At 46.6% G+C, this 22,434-nt stretch carries 20 protein-coding genes; 8 read left to right on the plus strand and 12 right to left on the minus strand.

The features are described from left to right. Nucleotides 1-168 precede the first annotated feature (168 nt). The 4 genes from H6F88_RS26575 to H6F88_RS26590 all read right to left on the minus strand — a co-directional run bounded on the left by H6F88_RS26575 (nt 169) and on the right by H6F88_RS26590 (nt 3,222). Entirely contained in the window at nt 169-1,272 is a 1,104-nt protein-coding gene (locus H6F88_RS26575) for a hypothetical protein (protein ID WP_190645821.1), read from the minus strand. Between the two features lie 236 nt (nt 1,273-1,508). Further along, a complete protein-coding gene (cax, locus tag H6F88_RS26580) occupies nt 1,509-2,603 on the minus strand; it encodes a calcium/proton exchanger (protein WP_190645822.1) in 1,095 nt (364 codons plus the stop codon). Nucleotides 2,604-2,699: 96 nt separating this feature from the next. Further along, complete coding sequence (locus H6F88_RS26585; RefSeq protein ID WP_190645823.1) at nt 2,700-2,960, minus strand: hypothetical protein; 261 nt, start codon at nt 2,958-2,960, stop codon at nt 2,700-2,702. Between the two features lie 55 nt (nt 2,961-3,015). Further along, nucleotides 3,016-3,222, minus strand: a complete 207-nt coding sequence (locus H6F88_RS26590; RefSeq protein ID WP_190645824.1) for a hypothetical protein — start codon at nt 3,220-3,222, stop codon at nt 3,016-3,018. Nucleotides 3,223-3,227: 5 nt separating this feature from the next. Between H6F88_RS26590 and H6F88_RS26595 the strand changes: the two genes are divergently transcribed. After that, nucleotides 3,228-3,659 carry a DoxX family protein gene (locus tag H6F88_RS26595; protein WP_190645825.1) on the plus strand — a complete coding sequence of 144 codons (432 nt, stop codon included), beginning with the start codon at nt 3,228-3,230 and terminating at the stop codon, nt 3,657-3,659. On the opposite strand, the gene H6F88_RS26600 is transcribed toward H6F88_RS26595, so the two are convergent. From H6F88_RS26600 to H6F88_RS26610, 3 genes are all read right to left on the minus strand, one after another. After that, the gene (locus H6F88_RS26600; protein ID WP_190645826.1) at nt 3,623-4,165 is read right to left on the minus strand and encodes a pyridoxamine 5'-phosphate oxidase family protein; all 543 of its coding nucleotides are present in this window, start codon (nt 4,163-4,165) and stop codon (nt 3,623-3,625) included. The genes H6F88_RS26595 and H6F88_RS26600 overlap by 37 nt on opposite strands. Nucleotides 4,166-4,260: 95 nt before the next feature. Continuing rightward, nucleotides 4,261-4,431: a PCP reductase family protein gene (locus tag H6F88_RS26605; RefSeq protein ID WP_190645827.1), complete on the minus strand. Its 171-nt coding sequence runs from the start codon at nt 4,429-4,431 to the stop codon at nt 4,261-4,263. A 324-nt stretch (nt 4,432-4,755) separates the two neighbouring features. Further along, nucleotides 4,756-4,971: a hypothetical protein gene (locus H6F88_RS26610; RefSeq protein WP_190645828.1), complete on the minus strand. Its 216-nt coding sequence runs from the start codon at nt 4,969-4,971 to the stop codon at nt 4,756-4,758. Between the two features lie 903 nt (nt 4,972-5,874). Here H6F88_RS26610 and H6F88_RS26615 point away from each other — a divergent pair. Both H6F88_RS26615 and H6F88_RS26620 read left to right on the plus strand, forming a co-directional pair. Next, nucleotides 5,875-7,278 carry an AAA family ATPase gene (locus H6F88_RS26615; RefSeq protein ID WP_190645829.1) on the plus strand — a complete coding sequence of 468 codons (1,404 nt, stop codon included), beginning with the start codon at nt 5,875-5,877 and terminating at the stop codon, nt 7,276-7,278. Next, the gene (locus H6F88_RS26620) at nt 7,275-7,988 is read left to right on the plus strand and encodes a chromosome partitioning protein ParB (RefSeq protein WP_190645830.1); all 714 of its coding nucleotides are present in this window, start codon (nt 7,275-7,277) and stop codon (nt 7,986-7,988) included. Before H6F88_RS26615 ends, H6F88_RS26620 begins: the two co-directional genes overlap by 4 nt. Nucleotides 7,989-8,046: 58 nt before the next feature. Here H6F88_RS26620 and H6F88_RS34185 read toward each other — a convergent pair whose 3' ends face one another. Then, a complete protein-coding gene (locus H6F88_RS34185; RefSeq protein WP_277882237.1) occupies nt 8,047-8,169 on the minus strand; it encodes a hypothetical protein in 123 nt (40 codons plus the stop codon). A gap of 3 nt (nt 8,170-8,172) precedes the next feature. On the opposite strand from H6F88_RS34185, the gene H6F88_RS34675 reads away from it, so the two are divergent. Continuing rightward, on the plus strand, nt 8,173-8,895 hold the full coding sequence (locus tag H6F88_RS34675) for an abortive infection family protein (RefSeq protein ID WP_190645831.1): 723 nt from the start codon (nt 8,173-8,175) through the stop codon (nt 8,893-8,895). A gap of 125 nt (nt 8,896-9,020) precedes the next feature. Here the strand turns inward: H6F88_RS34675 and H6F88_RS26630 are convergent, their stop codons facing one another. After that, nucleotides 9,021-11,045 (minus strand): AAA family ATPase, encoded by a 2,025-nt coding sequence (locus tag H6F88_RS26630; RefSeq protein ID WP_190645832.1) that lies wholly within the window; start codon nt 11,043-11,045, stop codon nt 9,021-9,023. A gap of 27 nt (nt 11,046-11,072) precedes the next feature. Next, a complete protein-coding gene (locus H6F88_RS26635; RefSeq protein WP_199333802.1) occupies nt 11,073-11,882 on the minus strand; it encodes a hypothetical protein in 810 nt (269 codons plus the stop codon). A gap of 376 nt (nt 11,883-12,258) precedes the next feature. On the opposite strand from H6F88_RS26635, the gene H6F88_RS26640 reads away from it, so the two are divergent. Continuing rightward, nucleotides 12,259-12,531 carry a hypothetical protein gene (locus tag H6F88_RS26640; RefSeq protein WP_190645833.1) on the plus strand — a complete coding sequence of 91 codons (273 nt, stop codon included), beginning with the start codon at nt 12,259-12,261 and terminating at the stop codon, nt 12,529-12,531. A 155-nt stretch (nt 12,532-12,686) separates the two neighbouring features. On the opposite strand, the gene H6F88_RS26645 is transcribed toward H6F88_RS26640, so the two are convergent. Both H6F88_RS26645 and H6F88_RS26650 read right to left on the minus strand, forming a co-directional pair. Next, a complete protein-coding gene (locus H6F88_RS26645; RefSeq protein ID WP_190645834.1) occupies nt 12,687-13,271 on the minus strand; it encodes a Uma2 family endonuclease in 585 nt (194 codons plus the stop codon). Between the two features lie 466 nt (nt 13,272-13,737). Beyond that, nucleotides 13,738-16,962: an MFS transporter gene (locus tag H6F88_RS26650; RefSeq protein WP_190645835.1), complete on the minus strand. Its 3,225-nt coding sequence runs from the start codon at nt 16,960-16,962 to the stop codon at nt 13,738-13,740. 485 nt (nt 16,963-17,447) lie between these two features. Here H6F88_RS26650 and H6F88_RS26655 point away from each other — a divergent pair, with 485 nt between their 5' ends. From H6F88_RS26655 to H6F88_RS26665, 3 genes are all read left to right on the plus strand, one after another. Then, a complete protein-coding gene (locus H6F88_RS26655; protein ID WP_190645836.1) occupies nt 17,448-18,035 on the plus strand; it encodes a dual specificity protein phosphatase in 588 nt (195 codons plus the stop codon). A 480-nt stretch (nt 18,036-18,515) separates the two neighbouring features. Then, the gene (locus H6F88_RS26660) at nt 18,516-20,918 is read left to right on the plus strand and encodes a hypothetical protein (protein WP_199333803.1); all 2,403 of its coding nucleotides are present in this window, start codon (nt 18,516-18,518) and stop codon (nt 20,916-20,918) included. Nucleotides 20,919-21,224: 306 nt separating this feature from the next. Further along, nucleotides 21,225-22,292 (plus strand): isopenicillin N synthase family oxygenase, encoded by a 1,068-nt coding sequence (locus tag H6F88_RS26665; RefSeq protein ID WP_190645837.1) that lies wholly within the window; start codon nt 21,225-21,227, stop codon nt 22,290-22,292. The last annotated feature ends 142 nt before the right edge of the window (nt 22,293-22,434 follow it).

Raw genomic sequence — 22,434 nt, forward strand, 5'->3', positions numbered from 1 at the left:
TAACCAGCATTACAAAATCGGAATGCTTTCTACCAACCCACTGACAAGTGGAGATTACATCTTTAGCCAGATGGCGCTTCTCTCCACTTCACACAGCCCCAACGTTTATAGAAGGCAATGTTCAAGTTATAGGAACAGGTGTTCCTGGTATTGCTGGTTTATTCAAACCTAGAACTGGTTCCAAGCTTGAACTACTTCCTGGAGCGCTTCAGGCAAATTATCTTGCTCCAAATCGATGTATTCAACTCGGCTACCCATTGCGTAGAAGGTAGTCGTTGGATAATCGGCAAGTGCAACATCAGTAATGTATCTCAACCCATTTAGATTAGGGAATCTTTGGTCTTCTAAAAGCTGCTGAAACTGCTCTACCTGTTCTGGTGAAAGGCGACTTTCAACCACTGGGTCAGAGGGGCGAGGAGAGCTTGGTTGCGACACCTGGCGATAAATCGTGCCATCCGCCGTTAAAATCACTTCAGAGACAATCCCTGCAAAACCACCGGACGTCACGGCTCGAAAGACAACTGCGCTGTCGATCGGTTCAGGAGTTCCTCCATCTGTTGGAATAAAGGATGGGGTCAAGTTACCGCTTGCTGTGGAGTTTTGCACGATGCGTGAGCCATCTTCGCTCAAGTGATAAACCCAGCTTTGATCTTCTCCAGCCACGATTACCTGCCAGCCCGAAATCGCAATCCTGGTGCAAGCCTGGTCAGGGGCATAAATTCCCATGCAGCCATCCCACACTCTGGGCTGCGCTTCCGTAATGCGTAGGCTGTTGATCGACACGCTCTCTTCTTGGGCAATCGTTTGGAGCAGGCGATCGCGCGCTTCGGGCAGCAGATCGTTGTTCTGATTGGTTTCCAATCTAATCACCTGCGCGGTCATGTCGGTGCGATAAACCCAGTTTTGTTGACCGTTAGTCAGTTCCACCCGCCAACCTTCGACCGTTGCTGTGGCACAGCGTTCGTTCGCGGCAGCTAGTCCCAGGCAGCTATCGGGCCAGGTTTGCCGGTCAAAGCTGACAATTTCTAAGTTGCGTCGGGGAATGTCAAGACGTTGGGACAAGTCGCGCTGCACCTGTCGCGCAACCGCTCGCGGCAACCGATTTTGAGAGGATTGGCTGGAGTTTGCTTGAGCGATCGCTGAATTGGCAGGCTGTGGTGAAGCTGTTGCAGCTTGCTGAGGAGCAGCCAGCACTACAAGACCCATTAAAGCTAGCGACCAAATGCCGCGAAGTGATCTAGCTCCTGCTTGTGATGAACTGTGGCGAGACATAAGTGCAGTACCGGGATAAAGGATGTCAAGTACGATTCCTTTACCTTAGCTAGCAGACCAGCAAACCTTGGTTCTGTTGCAGAAATAGTTACAGGAAATACAGTTACAGAAAATACGAAGGGCGATCGCTGCCACTTAGGAGCATGAATTTAATAAAGTACAGTATTTCGGTTAGGGGCTTGGCAATGCCAAGCCCGTACAGCAGGGAATTAGGCAGTTTAATTAATTCATGTTCCCTAATAAATCGGATGGTAGTAAAAAGCAACGCCCAGCAGAAAGTAAGTCGCCAACAAAAACGCACCATCCAGCCAGTTAGACCGTCCGCCTGACAAGATCAAATTACTCACAATCACAGTGATGGCCAGCGCAATCACCTCAAACGTGTTGAAATTAAGGTCAATGGGTTGCCCCATTGCCTGCCCCATAAACACCAGAATTGGTGCAACAAACAGCGCAATCAGTAGACTATCGCCTGTCACAGTAGCAACTGCCAGATCCATCTGGTTTTTCATCGCGAGGCGAACGACCAATACATAACCTGCCACATCACTAATTAACGGCAGCAAGATCACACCCGTAAACAAAGGTGTAAGTCCCAGACGAGATGTTTCCTGCTCGACAACACCGACAAACAGTTCTGACTCAACCGCAATGGCGCTCGTAGATGCAAGCAACACACCTAGCCAAAGCAACAAACGACGCATTCCTTTATCCGGAACATCAGCTCCAGGTTCCAGGATCGGTTCTTCAGAGATACCAATGTCGTAGAGAAAACTGTGGGTTTTTAGGGAGAATAATAACGTTAGTCCATACACCACAATCAATGCCCCTGCGGTGATTAGAGAAAGATTGCGAATGGATGATGCGTCGACGATTCTGGATGTATTAATGACGAGAGTGGGAAGGGCGATCGCCACGGCTGCTAGCGTCATTGAGGAACCATTCACCCGTGCCAAAATTGGTTTAAATTCCTGTTCTTTGTAGCGCAACCCACCCGTAAATAGTCCCAAACCTAACAGTAACAGCAGGGCACCAATAATACTTCCAGTGATACTCGCTTCTACAATATCAACTAACCCTGCCCGGAGCGCAGTCAGGGCAATAATTAGCTCCGTTGCGTTGCTAAACACAGCATTGATTAATCCGCCAAAGCTTGGACCTGTGACAACAGCAATCTTTTCTGTTGCGGTGGTTAGCCAGATTGAGAGGGGAACGATCGCCAATGCAGAAGTAACGAATACTGCCGTTTCGCCCCAATGTAGCTGCTCAGCGGCGATCGAGATTGGGACAAAGATCAGCAGAATGAGCGGAATGATCGTTCTGAGAGCCATAACAATTTAAAGCATTAAAAAGTAAAAGTTAGAAATTCAGAGTGAGAATTTGAGGAATTTTGAGTTTTTGGGTTTTAGGTTATCCATTTCCCTACGTTAATCATCCCCTGAATCAGCACTTTCTTCTTCTAGCGCTTCTTGAATGAAGATTTTAGCGAGGCGATCGTACATTCCAGCGCCAATATACTGAGGATATTTATGACTTCTGCTGTAGACCCAAACCAATTCATCAAATAGGAAGATGCGGATATCTTCAGTCCAGCTTTTACACTGAGGAATCAAAGAATTGGCAGTATTGAGAGCATCTGTCCAACGCTCAAACTCTTGTGAGAAGCCAGGAGTAACAACCTTAAACATGATACAAATTACAAGACAACCCCAATTTTCCCACGAGATCTAGCAGTCCTGAAAATCATTTGTGAGCTAACTTAAGCCATCTTAGCAACACCTCATATAAGCTATAGGAGCAATTCGCGAATCGCCCCTGCAATGGATCTGCAACCAGAGAAGTTATTGTACGGGACAGCGCTACATAGAGAGCGATCGCACTAACTCTGGACAGACGCAGAATTGAGCAGCGATCGCTACACTGACAGGTGTTTTGAACTGAATCAATCATTACCCATGAATTCCACCACTCACTCCTCCCATCGCCGTAAAGAGATTTTGCGTGGCATTTTGGCTGTCTGTACCATTATCGTTGGCATTACTCATTTTATCCGTCCAGAACAATATGCTCGGATTGTGCCACCGCCCTTTCCGCCGCTAACATCTGTTTATGTGAGTGGATTCTTTGAAATCTTGGGTGGAATTGGCTTGATGATTCCACTGGTGAGTGTTGCCGCTGCATGGGGACTCATTTCTTTGTTTATTGCGGTATTTCCTGCCAACATTTACATGACCCTGCACAATATTCCGGTTGAGGGAATTCCTCACAGTCAGGCTCTTTATGTTGCCAGATTGCCCTTTCAAGCAGTGTTAATTGCCTGGGCATATTGGTATACCCGCAATCCAGAGACTCAACTAGGTGCCGAAAAAGTCGCTAAGTTAACTTGAATTTTGGTATCGACAAGCTGATTGCCAATGGGCAAGCGATCGCCCGTAACCCAAGCTTCTGTGGGCTGAAAGTGATAAATTCGGCGCGGTGAGTCGTTCAAATAATCTTCAGCCGTTCTAGGCAATACTCTACCTGAACGCTTAAACAACAGTTGCATCACAGCTTCTACCCGTGTTGGCTCAAGCTCAGCAGCCGTTCCATAGAAGTAAATACCCTGTCCTTTTCCTTCTTCTACACTAGAGTTGTAGACGGCGATCGCCATCCGTCCATTGTTGGCATAAAGGTTTTGAGAATGGCGAGAGGCGATCGCTGATGACCAGTAAAAATTTAGCTGCTCATCGTAGGTAAAAAACACCGGAGATACCCAGGGAAAGCCATCGGCTGAGCAGGTAGAAAGGCTGCAATAATGCACACTTTGAAGGATGTGACGGGCCTGGGCGATCGCTTCTGGATTAGAGGAAGCGATCGTGTTCACCCAACCATTTTCAGCCGTTGCAAGTTCCATTATGGACTTTCTACTTTTACGGTGTGTACATAATGCAGCCCCTTGATATCTCCATGTTGGGAGACTGTGAGCAGTTCGAGCTTTACTGGGAATTTCTAAGACCCAAAGCGCTGCTTAGCCTGCTCATAAATTTCAACAGTAATTTGAATCACACCTGCCTCCTGAGCAAACTTTTCAATCTTCTTACGGGCAGCAGGACGAACAAAAAACGGAATTTCCTTCAGACGGGCTTCAGCTTCACTCGTCCACTCAATCGAATTGCTCATAAAAAGTCTGATTCAATACGCTGCACAACTTCTTCACTTTAATACGAATTCATCTGAGCTTATTGGCACTGATTTAAGCCCTGAACTAAAGTTCGGGCTGAACGTTAAAGTCAAACCAATTTAATTGGAGCATGTTGCAGATGTGGGTAGGGGCGCACCGCAGTGCGCCCTTACAGAAATTGATGTGTCGCGAAATCCGTCTAAATCGGTATCAGTTGAAGCCGGCCAAGATGCTTGTTGGACAAACTTTCAACCTGTCTTAACAGATCTAAGCCCCTTGTTCAAGGTGACTTTACCAGAAAGTGATATCGCCCATCTGCTGAATCAAACCAAAACTCGACTGAGAATGCTGATCACTTTCCCTGGACACTGCGACAAAGGCAACGGTTTACTCCACAAACCCGCCTCAGTCACCCCCAAGGTATGCTGCCTCAGAATATGCGCTCTCACATTCTCCTCTGTACCAATCACAATCAAAGTGAGAATACGTGGATCAGCATTATCAAAGCGATCGAAATCAAACAAAAGGTTGTCTGTCATGGCAGTAAAGCTCCGTTAGTTGAGAGACTAACCCCTAAAACTCAAAGCCACCCCCGTTGCAATTTTGTGCAGCAAAACAAGGGTGGCTAGAGGAAGTGCTAAACTGCCTAACTAGCCCACCAGACTGCTCATTCCAGTTTGGGGGTTAGTTCCTTGAGGGTGCTGGTAACACCTTCAGGGAACGCTTTAAGTCCAAGGTATTTTAGGTTGTGAGATACGAGACTACGCTAAAGAAAAGCTTTTGGCAAGTAGTCGATGTTGAAGATTTTGGGAAGGGCGATCGCCATCCCCTTTCCCTCTTCAGCCATCATCACTTTACGCATTAAGAACTTCTTCCTACTGAGTTTTAATCTGTAGATAATTTGATCCTGAGTCGCTAAACTGACAGAAACTACAGCTTGTTATTAATCGCATGACTGGTCTATCTAACTCACGCTCACTCAGCTTTCTTAAAGCAATAACACCTCAGAGCAGTGAGTCAGATGTTGAACTTAAAGTTGTAATTCCACTTCTAAAGATTCTTGGCTATAGTAATGCAGATTGGCGATCGCAAGTCCGATCCGCTAAAACCAAACTCGACTTCCTAGTTCACCCCAAAGAGTTATTTACCACCTGTTTACCCTATCTGGTTGTTAAAGTTAAAGCCACAAGTAGGGAAATAGACCTAATTCTTTAATAGGTTATTGTACTTTTCAAGCAACTATCAGCCTTGTCAAGCAAATGAGTTTTAAGCTAACCTGATGGACAGTCGTCATCAATTTAAAGCACTAAGTATAGGCTTACCGAAGTCTAGGATTCAAATCTACTCCATTACCTTAATAGCTAATTTAGGTTATTAGTTCTTCATTTTAAATAAGAGTTTCAATACGAACTTTAAAGTAAGTTTTGATGGAGGATACCTGCTTGAATTTCGATCCTGAACTCTGCCGCAACGAAAGCGAAGTTGAAAGCAAACTTATTGTTCAATACTTGCTACCAGAGTTAGGTTATTCTCCAGATACCTGGCATCAAGAAGTCACTTTTGGCAACATTCGCCTAGACTTCTTAGCCTTTGCAACTCAAGTTCTTCCATTCGTTTTAGATGCAACTTCACCACTAAGTGTTGTCATGGAGGCAAAGCATCCAGATCAAAATTTGGACAAACATGTGCGTCGCCTTAAGAAGTATCTAACAAGCTTAAACGTAGAGTATGGGCTGCTATCAAATGGAAAAGAAATTAGAATCTATAGGATGATCGGAAATGATATCAATCTAACTTTTCAGTGTTTCGGACGGGAAATAGTTAACAATATTGAAATCATCAGGAATATAATTGGCCGAAACAGTCTAAGAGAAAGAAACAATAAAAATAGTTTGACTGACGCAAAGCCTTCTAACTCTGAAACTGAACTAGACCTTAAAAAATCTTCTAAACTAGAAAGGAGAAGCCCAGTGAAAGTAATTGCAATTTACCATAACAAAGGTGGTGTAGGCAAAACAACTGTCTCAGTCAATTTGTCGGCAGCTTTGAGAAATAAGGGACATAAAGTTCTTTTAATAGATTTGGACTCACAAGCAAACACAACCTTTGCTGCTGGGCTAGTAAAATTTCAGTTTGAAGAAGATGATGATCTGAAAGACAATAATGTTTTTCACGTTCTAGAATCAAGTGACTTCTTCTCTATTCCAGATGTTTCAAGGCAATCTCATTTTTTCAACAATCCCGAATTTGATGTCATACCCTCACACATTATCTTGATTGAAAAGCAAAGCAGGTTAACTGCTATCAGTGCTAGTAAAACTAGGCTTATCAAAAAACTCAAGCAAGTTCAACATGAATATGATTTTGTCATCATAGATACACCACCATCAAGGGATTTGTATGCTGAAGTTGCTATGATTGCGGCTGACTACCTTATAATTCCTTCAGACCTAAAACCATTTGCAAATCAAGGTTTGTCAAGCGTGAAAGGTTTTCTTAAACAGGTCGATGAGTTTCGAGAAATGGTAGGGAAACAGCCTATACAGATTCTTGGCGTTCTTCCATCTAAAATTTCAACTAACACTAAATTCCTACAAGCAACGTTTCCAAAGCAAAGAAAAACTATTTTAGATCACTATAATTTATCGCTAATGAAAAGTGTCATCTTTGAAAGAGCGGCTCTTTCACACTGTCTCAATCAAACTTTGATAGTAGGAGACATGGAGGTGCCTGATCCAAAGTCTATCTTTGAACATGCTGAAGGTAATGCTTCAGCACGCCAATCTGCTGATGAATTCGAGGATTTGGCTAAAGAAGTCTTAGAAAAAGTAGGAATTATTCAATGATTAAGTTTTCCCTGGTTGATGTAAAGGATATCAATTCAAGTACTCCTCGGTCAGAGTTTTCAGAATCTAAATTAGATCGTTTGGCAGACTTGATTTTAGATTCTGGTGGTATCGTTCGTCCTCTTGTCCTCAAACAAACAGATATAGATAATTACGTTGTTATAGATGGGGACTTAGAATACTATGCTGCCGTTAAAGCAAAAGAGAAAAAACCTCGTGAAGCCGAACTTGTTAATGCATTTATAGTTTCACCAAAATCTGAAGAACTGGTGACTGAACAGCTTCAGATGCTAGCACCTGCTTTAAAGCATACAAGAGAAGAAAAAGCTCCTAGTAATCTAGAGACTCGTCTTACTAATATTGAGTTAAGATTTGAAAAACATATCAACCAGTTGAACAAAGATAGATTAGAAGAAAAGCAAAAAATAGAAGCTAGATTGAAGGAACTTGAGAGTAATACTACCCAAAAAATAGAACCGTTAGAGACTATAAACACCTTAGATCAAGAGAATTTAGTTCTAAAGTTAAAACGCTCTAAAATTCCCAGCGCAGAAAAACTTGCTAAAGCTATTTGTGTAGCAAGAGATCAGAAAAAGCAGAAGAAATTTGAAGACTATCAAGATGTAGTTGAATCAGTCAAGGCAGTAGGTAAAGGTCTACTTGGAGAAAAAAAGCTGCTGATGATTATTGATGATTGGTCTCGTCGTTGAAGCGTTAAATTGGGCTAAACTATCTGTAAAATTCTGGATTATTATCCGGTCGTCAAAATTAGTCAGATAGATTTAATAGAACATGCCGCGTGAGTTGATTGGCAGAGGAACCCGTCATGAATTCCAGGAATGGCTCGTAAATTGGATATTGAGAACGATCGGAAGCCTCTTTGAGAACCATAATGTGAAGCATGTTCCTCTTCCAGTTGAGCAACTTCCGAGCGGAGAGCGACGATCACTTGTAGAGTGCTATTACGCCTCAGTAGATTGGAGCAATCCTCAGGCTGTTCGACGGATACTTAATGCTTATGAAGATGTTTTGATTACAATTCCAGCACAACACGAAGAGGAGAAACAAAAACTCATCCGCTATTTAAAGAGGGATGGGTATAAATACGAAAATGGACGAATAGTTTCACATGCATTAGATGCTGCTTTAGTATATGCCATTCCAACTACTGGCTTAGATGCGGAACATTTGTATGTATATATTGACAGAATTAATGCATCAATTGAATCTGATCCTTCGCTAGCAATTGGTTCTACCAAAGAGCTTATTGAAGCTACATTGAAAACAATTTTGCATGGTCATGGATCAAGTTATGATGATAAAAAAGACGATATTCCAAAATTACTGAAACAGGTTCAAAAAATATTGGAACTCGCTCCAGAAGAAGTAGACAACTTCAAAAAAGGTGCAGAGATAATCAAAAAAGTTTTGAGCAATCTTGGTTCGGTTGCTGTAGGCATTGCTGAATTGAGGAACCTCTATGGTTCTGGACATGGTAGAGGACAGCAACCTAAAGGGCTTACTACTCGTCATGCAAAACTTGTTGTTGGTGCTGGGACTACCCTTTGTTTATTTTTATTGGAGACTTACGAGCATCGAAATAATGCTAAGTCTTAGTAGAAAGCCCAATTAGCGCAATAATCTTCAGCAAGTTGCAAGAGCGTCTTCGGAGTTACATTGTACGTCTGGTGAGCGGTCAATGGTTCCCGATGTGTCTTTGGACTACCGCAAAGTTAGAATGCTTAAGCAAGTTGATCGGGAAGATAAACTAACTGTTCTTCTGGATTGGGGTTATCGCCAAGAACCTGAAGCTGATTGTCTTCCGAGAGTTGTTGAATTAGCTCGTTTACCTGGTCTTCACTAATTTCAGTGAACTGACCGACAGTGGTTTGCACCATCACTTGCCGTCCCAGCAGTTGGTGAGTTTTGAGCAGGTCTAGTAAAAAGTCTTGAATAGGTTCGTTGTCGGGTTGAAACTCGGGTTCGGAGTCGTCGGGTTGAGAGGCGATCGCCCCCTCTCCTTCCACCTCAACCGTCTCCTTACTCGAAAGAACCCCCAAATCCTTGAGCAGTGTGCAGTTCTGCAAAATGTGAGAGTCTCGAATAAAGAACTCTAGCGCCTGAATGTCCAGTGTCTTTCCGGCAACAACGATTTCTCCAGCGTAAGCGGCATTCACCAGGCTGTGATAAGTCGCTAGGTAGTGAACCGAGTGCAGGCTAGGCTTGAGATGTTGGTGAGGAGTGTTTTCTGCAAAGATTTGATCATGTAACTCATAGCCCCGATTGCCAGGTTTACCAATGCCTTCTGCTCGAATCAAGAATAGCTTTTCGCACAGGTTTAGCTCAACGGCGCAGCGGTAGGCATTCATGATGTGGAAGAGAGTGGTGAGGCTGGGGTCTTCGTTCCAACCGATGCCAACTCGTCCCTGATTGTTGGGCTGATAGCTAAAGGAATGGCTGGCGTAGGTGGAGCTGGGCAGGAAACGCGGACGAATTTCACCTACTTGCAGCGCGGCGAAGGTTTCCTTCAGCATTTGGGTAAGTTCAGGGGCGGAAAGTTGGCGGATGCGGATGATGCGTTCCTGTACTCGGTTAAATTCTTTGAGCCACACCAGTTTGAAAGCGGCAATCGCATCTTCCGGTTGTTCTGCCTTGCTGGGGCCAACTTTGTAGCTTTGAATGATTCGTCGTCCCAGTTCCAGTGCATTACGCGGATAAGTTTTGCCGCCTGGATACTTCTGCTCTAAGACCTGACGGGTAAGCGGAAAGGTAGGGGAGTCAGGTCGGGGATCAGCCTGCCGATGTAAAGGTCGCAGTCGGCTGACCCAGACTGCCTCTGCCTGGTCGAGTGAAATCGGCTTTAGCGGCACGGAAGTATCGATCCGTACCTGATCGGCAAGTTGGACGCGATCGGCATTTTGTCGCCAGGTGCTAGTGATGATGCTGATGATTACCAGGAAGTTTTTCAGCAGTTGATTGTGAATGCTGGAATTGACGTTAAACAACGCTTGCAGATCGATCGCTCCATCTGAAGTGCGGGCAATATTATCAAGCTGGTCAAAGCAAAGGACAATCGGCTGCGTTTCGGCGGCAATTCTGCCAAAGTTTGCTAACACCTTTTGGGCTGCGTCTTCTGTCTCGATTGAGTGTTTGACGTTGAGCAATTTCAGGCTTTCGTCGTCCAGGTTGTCGCCCCGCAGCCACTCACAGGCTAGAGGATAGCGATCGGGATCAATCAGGTCATACAGTACGCCAAAAAACTCATTGGCATTGTAGATGCCGCTAGGGTAACTGGCTTTGAGGCTGCGGACAAAGCGTTGGCGATCGCTCAACACCCAACTGACAATGCCACCCTGCTTAAATGCAGACAAACTCTTGAGCCAGCGCAAAAGCTGCGATTCTGCCTCACCTTCTGGCTTTTGCACCAAGCTATCCACCGTGTAGCGCAACACATGCCGCCAGATCGCCTCACTTTCAGGAAAGGGATCAATGTAGACAAAGAAAGCTTTGGGGTTGAGAATCCGCTTTAATCGGCCCAACACATGAGTTTTTCCAGCACCAGAGTCACCAAACATCATCACCGTGCGGGTGCGGTGATCTCGCGCCACCTGTTCTAAAACCGCCTCCACTTCACGGATCACTTCCTGATGAATCGACTCCACGTCTAGTGCCGGATCTTGCTCCTCATGCCAAAAGTTTCCCGGCTTAAAAGTAGCGGGATCAAAGGGGTTAATCGCTTGGCGAATGATCTGATCAATGGCAGTCATGGTTTTAAGTTTTGAGTTCCCAGTCCCCTATACAACGGTAACGAAAAACAGCGATCCGCCAATATCTTGAGGAATACCTGCCTCGACCTGGTCAGCGGTATAGCGGGTTGCATCTTGTAGTGAACTGAGTTCAATCTGGTCTTGCCGCTGCAATCGGTATAGTACCTGGTCTAGCTCATCTCTAGAGAGAGGCTGTAATTTTTGACGTAGGTGAAACAACGGCAAATAGTTTTGGCTGCCTAGCTTACGATCTAGGGTTTGAATGACTTGCAAAACTTCAGCATCGCTAAACTTAGCTGGGATTGAATCTGTCTGTGGGGACGACCCGTTTGAAGATTCAGGCTGACGCAAGAAACGCAAGTAGCAGTTCAGCAAACTGAGACTGATGTTGCCGCTACCCTTGGGGCTATATTCCGAACGTAGGTAGGCTTTTCCCCGCTCGCTTAGCCAGATCTCGTCAATTTTGGTTTCTGCTTGAATCAGCCCTCGCTCGGTTAGTTTCCTGAGAAGGGCTTGTTTTTCGGCAGCAGGTCTGATATTTAGCTGTTCAGGAGTAACCTTCTGGTCTTCACACGCTTTAAGAACTTTTAGCTCCTGCCCACTGACTGGCAATTCTGATTTGAGCTTGAGTAGCGCTTTGCCTGCGGGAGCAATTTTGAAACTCACAATTTTCTGAGAACAGTCAATTAAGCCGCGATCGCACAATTGGCTACAGGTCTTATTTCGCTCTGAGGACGAAGTTTTGGCACTCGGCTGAATCTGCGACAGCGATGCCCGATAGCCCGAAAAACTGAGTAACTGCAAAAGAAACTTAAGTTCTATGGTCGCTATTTCCATGCGATCGCCCGACTTATCCAAACTAAGGTTAACGCTAGCTCGATGCCCAACTCACAGCCTAGAGGAAAGAAAGTTTTTGGAGCAAGTCTTTCAAAGTCAGGTAATTTCAGCCTTCTAGCACGAATTGTGCATTTGTACTAGTAGAGAATGTAAAGTTTTGTAAGTTTAATTCGATTGAGCGCTGCTGATAGTGGATAAGCTGTTATCTTTTCCTACAGATAGTGTTTGGGTAGCTCTACTCCCACTAGTCAGGCTTAAAGTTTAATTAATCGCTATTCACTTGGCTGCTACTCACCTGTAGGCCAATGTAGCTAACTTCGTCCTATCACTACGCCTGATTTTTTCGCCCTGTTAGCCTTCGCACCACCTTAAACTTATGAACTACCAAGAACATCTCAGTCCCTGGGTTATTCACCAGCTTTTACCCGACTGCCAGCAGGAGGCGATCGCCCGCTTTCGTCACCGCAACGATGCCGAAGGATATTTGAAAGCAATGTCTCAGATGCGTCCTAACTCAAAGTTTGCTATTGCTTTTGATGTCAACATCTCAGAAGGCAATCTTGCTTCTAAAACTCAAGCCGCCACATCAAACCCTAAGTCCAACAAGAATAGCACGCGGTCTAAAGCAAAGACCGTAGCGCCAAACTAAGCTCAGACCTTACGTTGTCTCCCCTAAGAGTAGCTGCGGCTAGGAATTGGCTCACAGATTGATCAGCAAGATGGAACCAAGTTTATTGGTTCTGACGATCGATCAGCCATCCTAGCCGCACTTTGTTCTTCTCAAATACCCTTTCAGAGCCAATTTTAATCTTTGTTGCCTAGATTGAAGTTTACGTTCTCATAAATATCTTCAACCAGCATTTCAATACCTATTGAAGCAAAAGTAATTTTCTCAGCTTCAGATTCGTAAGCTTGAAATAGCCAGGAATTCCCCTCAGCCTTTGTATATTGCTCAACTCCAACCGCGTATTGGTTAATCAATACATATTCTTGAAGCCCCGGAATAGAACGGTAATAGCGAAATTTATCGGTGTGATCATAATCTTTCGTAGATTTAGACAGAACTTCAACAATTAGGTAGGGATTCAAAATCGTATCAGTCCGCTGATCTTGGAATACAGGCTGACCTTGAATTAGAAATACGTCTGGATAAGTGTACTGGCGATATTGAGGAATCCACAGCCGCAAATCACCAATGTATGGTTTGTAATCTGTCTTACGAAGCGCGAACTTTAGAAAAGCGTAGATGTTTCCCGCAATTTGATTGTGGTTAATCGAGCCACCGGTCATTGGCACAATTTCTCCATCTCGATACTCGTTACGAAACTCCGCAACATCCTCTTGTGCCAAATATTCTTCTGGAGTGTAGTAACGTTGTTGAGTTTGCATCGTCCTGTTTGCGATCGACCATTTTTCATCAAAAGCAGTAAAGCGATTAGGTTTTGCTCTTATACTGCGCTCTGTTTATGCTGCCCTCTGGGTATATACAACATCATACAGATGAAATTCAGCTCATTGCGGGTTCTAGCTCAGCGGGGGCGCGCTTAGTTATCTCAGATTGATGAGTGGGGGTCATGCAAAATTCGATAAGGTGAGTGATGCGAGTTAAAGAGCCTACTCACTGAATGTATATCTATGTTTTGCGATCTTAGTAAGGTTCTTTCTGCTTTTTGAGGAACTGTTTAGGTGTGTTTTTGGTGAGACGTTTCAAGGGTCTACCAATAATTTAGGGTGAACGCTGTTTACTCTTACAGGTAAATCCAGCAGTAACCAGTTCCTTAGAAAGAGGAAAAGCCTCCTGTGTAGGAGGCTTTTGGGGAGCTTGAATTAAGTCAAGGGACTGTCAAGGAAAAGTTTAGAGGACAGCTAGCCATCCAGCGCCAGCGGAGGCTGCGGCAGAAACTAGAGCAGTTGCAAATAACCACCAGGCAGCATTTGCGGCTGCTTTACGGGTTTCGTCTGCCTGAATTTGAGCCTGGCGCTTGGCAGCTTCTAGACGACGCTGGGCATCTTGCTGAAGCCGTTCGGCTCTTTGCAGAACGCTGAACCGTGCCCCTTCAACCTGGTCGATGATGCGGTTAGCATCGGACTCAGAAATGTCCTCACGGGAGCTAAGCAAGGCAACCAGGGTACCTCGGTCAACTTGACCTAGGCGACCCCTTAGAGCATCAAATCCGGCTTGAGGATCGTTGAACAGGGTACGCAGGTCACGCTTGATGCCATCGTAGTTGAGCTCAGGGCGCTCTAGCGCGTTGAGGTAGTTGCGAATCCGGGCAAAGATACCGTCAATCACAGCCTGAATTCGATACTGAACATTGCGGAACTGGGTGACGATCTGGTCACGCACAGATTCAATCTGTCCCACTACTCGCTCAGCTTCTTCGGGGGTCATGTCTTTGCGCTGAGACAGGAGGGCAACCAGGGTGTTGCGGTCAAAGCGGGAGAGGCGATCGCCCAAATTTCTTAGACCAAATCGCGGATCTTGGACTAAAAGCTGCAGGTCACGCTTGATGCCTTCAGGATTCAGTTCTTCCTTGTCGGTATTTCGCAGATATTCCTCAACCGTGGACTCGAAGTCGAGTACCTGTTGCTGTGCCCGTAGAGCCAGACGACGAGGAGCGCGCAGTACCGTCCGAATCGATTCTTGAAGTTGGTCGATGGTCTGGTTGATTTGCTCTTCACTCAGGTCTTGACGCTGGTTGAGAAGCTGCACCAGGGTTTCTCGATCCATACGAGAGAGGCGATCGCGCAAGGCAGTCGCTCCGGCTTTGGGGTCATTGAGCAGCTTTTGCAGATCTCGCTGAATCCCTTCAGGGTTTAGCTCGTCTCTGCCTGTCGAACGCAGGTAATCAGCGATCGTGCTGGTAGCCTGGTCATACTGTTGTTTTGCCTGCCCAGTGAGAAGTTGAGGCGAATGAGTTACCTTAAACCAGGTCGATTCCACCTGGTTGAGGATTTCACTTGCCTGGTCTTCGTTCATGTCCTTCCGCTGAGCCAAAAGCTGTACCAGCGTATTCCGGTCAAAGTGAGAGGCTCTTGCTCGAAGCAATTCCATGCCTGCTTGTGGATCGTTCAACAGGACTTGCAGCTCATTCCGAATGGCATTAGGATTCAGCTCATCTCTGCCCGTGTTTTGCAGGTAGCCCTGGAGGTTTTGCCAGGTTTGCTCGGTTCTTTGTCTTGCTTGCTCATTGAGCGACAAACTTTCAGAGAGAACCTGATCGCGGGTCTTCTCTAGCTGGTCTAAAATTGGGCCTCTTTCCTCTGGCAGAATGTCTTGCCGAGATTCGAGCAGAAGTCCCAGCTCAGAACGGGTATAAGGAGCAAGACGACCGCTCAGGGTTTCATAGTCTGCCTCGGAATCTTCGAGCAATGCTTTAAACGCCCGCTGGTTGTCATTGGGGCTGAGCAGTTGCGTTTTAGGTGTGAAAGACAAGTAGGTTTCAATCCGCTGACGCAAAGACAGGGCTGCTTCCCGCTCTTCTGCGCCTCGTGCAGTCACCAAAACTTCTCGACGAACCATTTCTAGCTGGTCGGCAATTCGTTGAAGTTGTGCCTGAGTCAACAGTCCGCGTGAGGCAAGAATATCTATGAAATCGGAGCGATTGATTTGCTCTAGCTGACGACGCACGGCGGCGGGGTCAGCGGCGGGATCATAGAGGACGTTGCGGAAGTCACGGGCGATCGCCTCAGAACTCATCTGCCAAGCGTAGGTGTTGAGCAGATAGTTTTCGATGTCTGCACGAATGGTGTTGTAAGGCGTAACTGAGGTTTCAACCCCAAACTGACTGCCCAGCTTGCTTGCCTGTTCACCAAAAACGCTTTGAGCCGTACCTTGAACAGACTTCAACCGATCCATCACTTTTTCAAGGTTGAGATCGGAGATGTCCGCCCGTCCCATAATCATGCCCATCAGAGGCATCAGGCTAGTTTGTAGGGACTGCACAGAGGCAGCAATTCCGCTCTGTCCACTCTGCCCGCTTTGTCCACCCGGTCCGCTCTGATAACCACCAGCGCCTTGCTGAGAGTATGTATCTCTAGACTGACGAATTTCGTCGATTAGCTGGTCAATTTTGCGGTTAAATTCTTCTGTGTTGAGCTGCCCTTGTTGGGTTGAGCGCAGGTAGTCAAGTAACTCTGCCATGCGATCGCCTTGTGCTCGCTGTCCTAGAGTTTGCTTCCAGGTGCGCTCTAGCTGATCGGCGATTCGATTAACTTCCCGCTTAGATAAGTCAGTACGGCTGCTGACCAGGTCAACAAAGGTTTGACGATCGACATTTTGAAGGCGATCGCTACCTGCTACAGCCCGCAGTTCCGGATCATTCAACATCCGCTCAAACTCACTGCGGATCTCCGACATATTCAGCTCAGTCGGACGCAACGTATCCAAATAATCCTCAACCGTTTCGCGAATGCTAACCGGATCGACCGCCGCACCGAACTCTCGTCGCACCGCCGAAGCAGCCGCTTCAGCCGTTGACACGACCTGACGGTTGACCGCAGAGCCACCGATTGCCGCTGCCGCAGTTCCTAAAATTGCTTGGAAACCAGAGGTCGCAGCATTCACAACTGTCCCAACCAAAGAGCCAGCAGTGGTAGAGCTAATCCCAACGAGCAATGAGAAGTAAGTTCCCCAAATCACCAATCCAGTAATTGCTCCTAATACCGGACTCACTAGCAAACTCAGCTTTACAGCCAGGAAGCAGGATATCAGCAGAGCAATAGTAACTGTAATCAGCGTCCATACTCCTACACCCAGGCTGATTTTGCGAATCGTCGAACCGATACCGCCGCTCGAATCATCATCACTGCTGCTACTGCTACGATTGCTATGACTAGCATCGGGATCGGTATACTTGCCCAGGTAGGAGATTCCAACTGCGACTGACAAGTTAGTCAACACAAGCTGAATGGCAAACGCCAGGACAAGACCTGAGATTAAAGCAATCAAGAATTGAGTACCCCAGTCTGCCCCTTCAAACAAGGCTGATGCCTGTTCAGGATTTTCTACCTCTGGAACTTGCGCTAGCCAAAACTGACCACTCCATATATTTATCGCACTCACTGTAGCTCTAATCACAACCTTAGCCTCTTCGATAGGTGGAACTCACGCACATCAAGAACTCGCGTGAACGCAAAACGCTATATTTCCGAACTCGACAGCAGCACCGAATCGCCTCAAGGGAACTAACAGTACAACCGTTGAGATGCCCCCTGTGAATCACTTTTGCCCAGACATTTTTCCAAGCAAAAGAATCACATGCTGCCCCCAATCGCGCTGCTGTGATGGCAAATGAATTTAGCCAGTTCCCACAGAATCTCTGATCACTAGGGGATTTATCATCTCCCGTAGGTGGGAAAAGCCCGAAAACCACGGGGAAGAGGTGTCCAAAAGAACTAAAAGGAATAGGACTAGAAGGAGTAACAAGAACGACTCAATTTCTGTTTTTATCCGGATTAAAGTCTTTAACCTTGGGATGAGTAAAAGTGGCGATCGCTCTCTTCGCTTTAGCCTATTCATCATTCATGTCCTGACTACCTATTTTCGTAAGGGAGTGCAAGTCCTTGCGACAGTTTAGAAAATTATTTGGGCAAACCAAGTCTAGGGAAGCTAACCTACCACAGACGGACTCTACTACGCCTCACGACACCGGGGATTTGCAGCACGATTCTCATCGTCACCACTTAAGCTGGATCATCCCTGGGAAACTGGCGGTCGGCGGTCTACCCCAGATGGGAGATGGCGCGATTTTGGCGCGAGAAAAAATTAAGGTAGTGCTTTCCCTATGCGCCCAATCTGAAGGCACCTTACCTGAAGATGTTGTGCAAAAGTTTCGCTGTTTACGGTTCATTTTGCCGGACAGCCACTACATTTTGGGGCTTCAACCCAATCAGCTTGAGCAGGTCGTAGAACTGATTCACACCCACATCCAGAGCCAGCAGCCAATCTATGTTCACTGCTTAGCAGGGATGGAGCGATCGCCCACTGCCTGCATTGCCTATCTCTGCTTACACCACGACATGGAACTCTGGGAAGCGATCAACTGCGTCAAGCAAGCTCATCCCAACGCCAGACCCACTGAAGGTCAAGTTCAGATTATCCGTGACCTAATTCGCCAGCCTCAAAGCTTTCACAACATCTTTAGTGATTAGATTCCTGCGTGAAGGGTGATGCCACCATTCATGCTTCAAATAATGATCCATGCAAGAAGTCTATTGAGCAAAAGTAAGCTTAAGAACTTGTTAAGAGTAGAAGGCAAAGCAGTTTCTAAGGATACCTTAAATGTCAAGATACCTCCTAACTGCGTCTCCAGCTCTACTTGAAATCCCGATGGGTAATCAGGTGGGGCTGATATTTTTTTCGGGATTTGCTGAGAATTGTGCGTATTTACAGAAGTAGCTGTTTGATGAGTGGCTTTGATAAATGGGATTGTCGCCAGCTTGGCTGTTGAGTTTTGTGCCTCAATCCAACCTAGAGGCTGCTCAGCTTAGACAGCTTAGACGGCATCTAACAACGCTTCAACTTTCAGATGGGATCGTGGTGTGACGAGGATGGCAAAGCGACTCAGCAGGTTTTTTCAAGGAAATTTTAAGTACAGCGTTTCGCAGATAGGAAGCAAGGGTCAGGTTTTCATGGCGCTGACGACGTTGCTATTGCTGTCTGCCGACTTGCCGCTGCAAGGAGAACTGCCTCGCACCCTGCCGTCGCCGCAGGAAGCATCTGAGCAGGCGGAACAGCTTAGCCCTGAAGAATTGGTTGACCTGGAAATTGATGAAGAAATCCGCGATCGCCTGCGCTTTGACCCAACCTGGAGAGCGATCGCCCAGGCAGTGCAGCAAGACATCATGATCATCAAGTGGGGCGACGGACAGGTTCAAGACCCCATTTGGAAACGGTTTGGCACAAAAACATTTCCGCTGTTGAGCTATTACGTGCAGTCGGCTGACCCAACCCGTCAAGCTTATGGGATGGCTGGCATTCGCAGCTTGGGTGCACCTTATTCCACACTATGGCTAGAGCGTCAAATAGAGCAGGGGCAGTCTGGCACAAACTTCTACTTGCTGACTCAAGATCCGGCTACTTTGCTTAATCAAGCTAGCTATACCCCCTCCTACGATTATGATCAGTGGAAGCGAGATTTTGGTTTGGATGATCCCCAGACGCGCGATCGCCTGATTGAACTTGCTAGAGCCAACCTAGAGCCTACCAACGCTGGCAATAATTACGGTCAATTTAATCTGGCATTTCTGGAAGCCATGTTGGGCTATGAAGCTGTTCACCCAGAGGCAAATCCACCTGAGGAGGAGCCTGCACCTGAGATTCCCCAGTGGGACCAGTTGGCAGAATTGCCCCAGCCTAGTGAAGCACAAGTGCAGGAGGCGATCGCCTATTACCGCAGCCTTCCCCCTAATACGCAGGAATACATTTTGGTAGAGCGTTTGGGTCCGGTCAAAGCGGGTGAGCTTTCGCCTGTAGGCACAGCACTGCTGAAAAACTTGGCGGCTAATGTGGAATTGGAGAACCGCATGTGGGCGATCGCAGAACTCAACCGGCACGGCGACCCCGAAGGCAAAGCGGCATTACAGGAAATCATCAATGGCGATCTGAGTCAGCTTCAGCCGCTCACTTATATCGTGCAGTACGACCCATTTTATGACGGCGATCTGGCAAAAAGTTCTCACGCTTACTTCTTGCTGGTTGGCATTGCCGAACAATATCCCGACTCCAAATTTATTCGTGCCAGTCGAGAATATGGTGACCTCACGGGATATTCCTACTTTGGCAGTGCGCCCCGCAGTCAGGAAATTCGCGATCGCATCGCCAACAAAACATCCCAAGAGCGAATGCAGGACTGGCAAGACTGGCTTAGCCGCTATCCTGACCATCCCGGTGCTGATGACGCAACCTACTTCCTGGCACGCGCCTTAGAAGACCAGAACGACCCTGTCGCTGCAATGCGCTACTGGGTGCAAATGATGACCGAAACGCCTGGTGACGGAGATGCTTCCTATCTAGCATTTCCCCATGTGCGAACACTGTTAGACATTGGGCTGACGACTCAGCAAGTTGAAACGCTCTACGAACAGTATCAGGATAAAGCGATCGCTCCCCTATTCCGCTATACCCTGGCAGTTCGGCAGGCGCGAGAACACAACTATACCGAAGCACTAGAACTCTCCGAAGGGCTAAACCTAACCGAGATGCCTGCCGAAATTCTCAACAGCTACTATCGCAACGACTCCTGGTTTAGTAGCTACAACCGTCAGGTTGAGATTCAGATTGAAATGCAGGACATGCTGACCGAACAGCGTCAGCGCTGGCAACAGCTTCAGCAATTACAGGCAGAAAACACACCCGAATCTCGCTATCAGCTTGCTTCAAACTGGGCAGGGGCAGGCGGTTGGAAGAATGGCTACCTGGCAGTGTGGGATCAGTGGCGCACGGGTTATTTGCCAACGGGAAGCTGGGGAAATGAGTACTGCGAAAAGTTTTGGGTTTGCAATCTCAACTTGAGGCAGGCAGACGCAGTGCAGAACAGCTATCGGCAGGCAAGCCAAAATGCGATCGCCCTCTCGCTCTACCAAGATTTATTGGAAGACCCCACCACTCCCGCAAACCTGCGCGAAAAAACACTCTACATGGCTGCCTCAACGCTTCTGTGGCAATGGGAAAACCACCCCCTTGGTGAAACGTTGCGAATTCATCCCGTAGCAGGAATGAGTGGCGATCGCCCTTCCCTAAATTTCACTCCTATCTCTAATCCAGAAGCAGACTATGAACAGCGGCAGGAAAATTACAAGCAAATCGAGCAGGATTACCTGAGCTATTTGGATAATGCGATCGCTACGCTACAAAGTGAGTTCTCCAGCAGCCCCTACACTGATGATCTACTGTTTTCTCGCTATGCCATAAGTGGAGAATCGCAATACTTGGAGCAGATTGTGGAGAACTATGGGGAGGGCGATCGCGCCGCCGAAGCCCGCTTTCTGCTAGAACATCACCCCAACCAACCTTTCAGCGAATACAGTTGGTGAGTTGTCGATACTCCTTCTAAGTCATCTTTTGCGGTGTGAATGATAGCGCAGCGGAGTTACGCTATCATTCACACCAGAAATTGGTTGACTAACAAAACTCCTAAAGCTATGGGTATCTCGTAGGTTGGGTGAAGCGAATGCGTAACCCAACACAATCTAGGTAAGTATTGAGTTTCACGTTGTTTCACCCAACCCAAATCAGAAGAGTTATGAGTTAACCAGCCAGAAATCTAGTGATCTCCTTTACTAATCCTGCATTTCTGAGGTTGAATGGAAATCAAATTAAGTAAAACCTAGAGGTTGGATATGACATCAGAGAAAGTCGCTGAATTCATTACCCATTCTCCTCCCACAGATGCACATCCAACCCCTATCACTTCTGAAAACACCAGTTTTCCAATTATTGATATTGCCCCTCTATTTACAGAAGATCAGTCATCTCGACAGCAATGCATCAAACAGATCAAGCATGCTTGTTTAACAGTCGGCTTTTTTGGCGCAAAAGGAGCTTGCTCTCAAGACCTAATTAACCGCGTTTACCACCAGTCAGCGAACTTTCACAGCCTCAGTGATGTGGACAAACGCCCCTATTACAGCCTGGAAAAAGTGATTACTCGGGGGTGGGTACCTCTACATGAAGAACCCGCTTACGAACCAGGCACAATCTCTCATGTAGAATCTTTTGACCTGGGTTTACACCTACTACCAGACGATCCAGATTATGTGGAATCTCCTTTATTAGGGCCAAATGTATATCCTAACTTGGTAGGTTTTCAGGAAGATATCGATACCTATTACGCTGAAATCAATCGTATGGGTAGTGCACTCTTAGAAGCATTCGCTGAAATGCTGGAATTGGAGCGCAACACCTTCAGACAAATGAGTACTCGTCGTGCAGGTTCTAAGATGCGACTGTTGCACTATCCGGGTGCTGATGAACAGGATAGACAACCCGAAGAAGGGAGTTCTCTCAAAGGCGTTAAGGTTGGCATCAGTTCACATTCTGACTTTGAGATGCTCACCATCATGCATCAAAATGCTCCAGGGTTGCAGTTGTTGAGCCGCGGTGGAGAGTGGGTTGATGTGCCTGTGATTCCAGATGCATTTAGCGTAATTCTAGATGACGCGCTGGAATTTTTAACCAATGGCGTTCTTAGGGCAACTCAACATCGTGTACCGCTCACAACGTGGGAGCGCTACTCACTCATCATGTTTCATGCTGCTGATGTAGATCAGGTGTTGCAACCCCTGCCCGAATTTGTTTCGCCAGAAAATCCACCCCGCTATCAACCTATTACTCAGGCAGCTCACATTTTGCAACAAACCTACGCGGGAATCGACAACTCCCGAGAAATGGAGCAGTTGTCTTCATAGAAAATTGAGTTAGGGACATATAAAGGATTCAGATGAAAGGGCACTTCCCCTCACGGGTACCCTTTCATCTGGATCCCTTTTTGTTGAAACGGGATTACAGCAATGCTTGAGCTTGTTTTTTCAAGCGGGGTATGTCATACTT

Source organism: Oculatella sp. FACHB-28, from assembly GCF_014696015.1.
In the GTDB taxonomy this organism is placed as follows: domain Bacteria; phylum Cyanobacteriota; class Cyanobacteriia; order Elainellales; family Elainellaceae; genus JAAUTN01.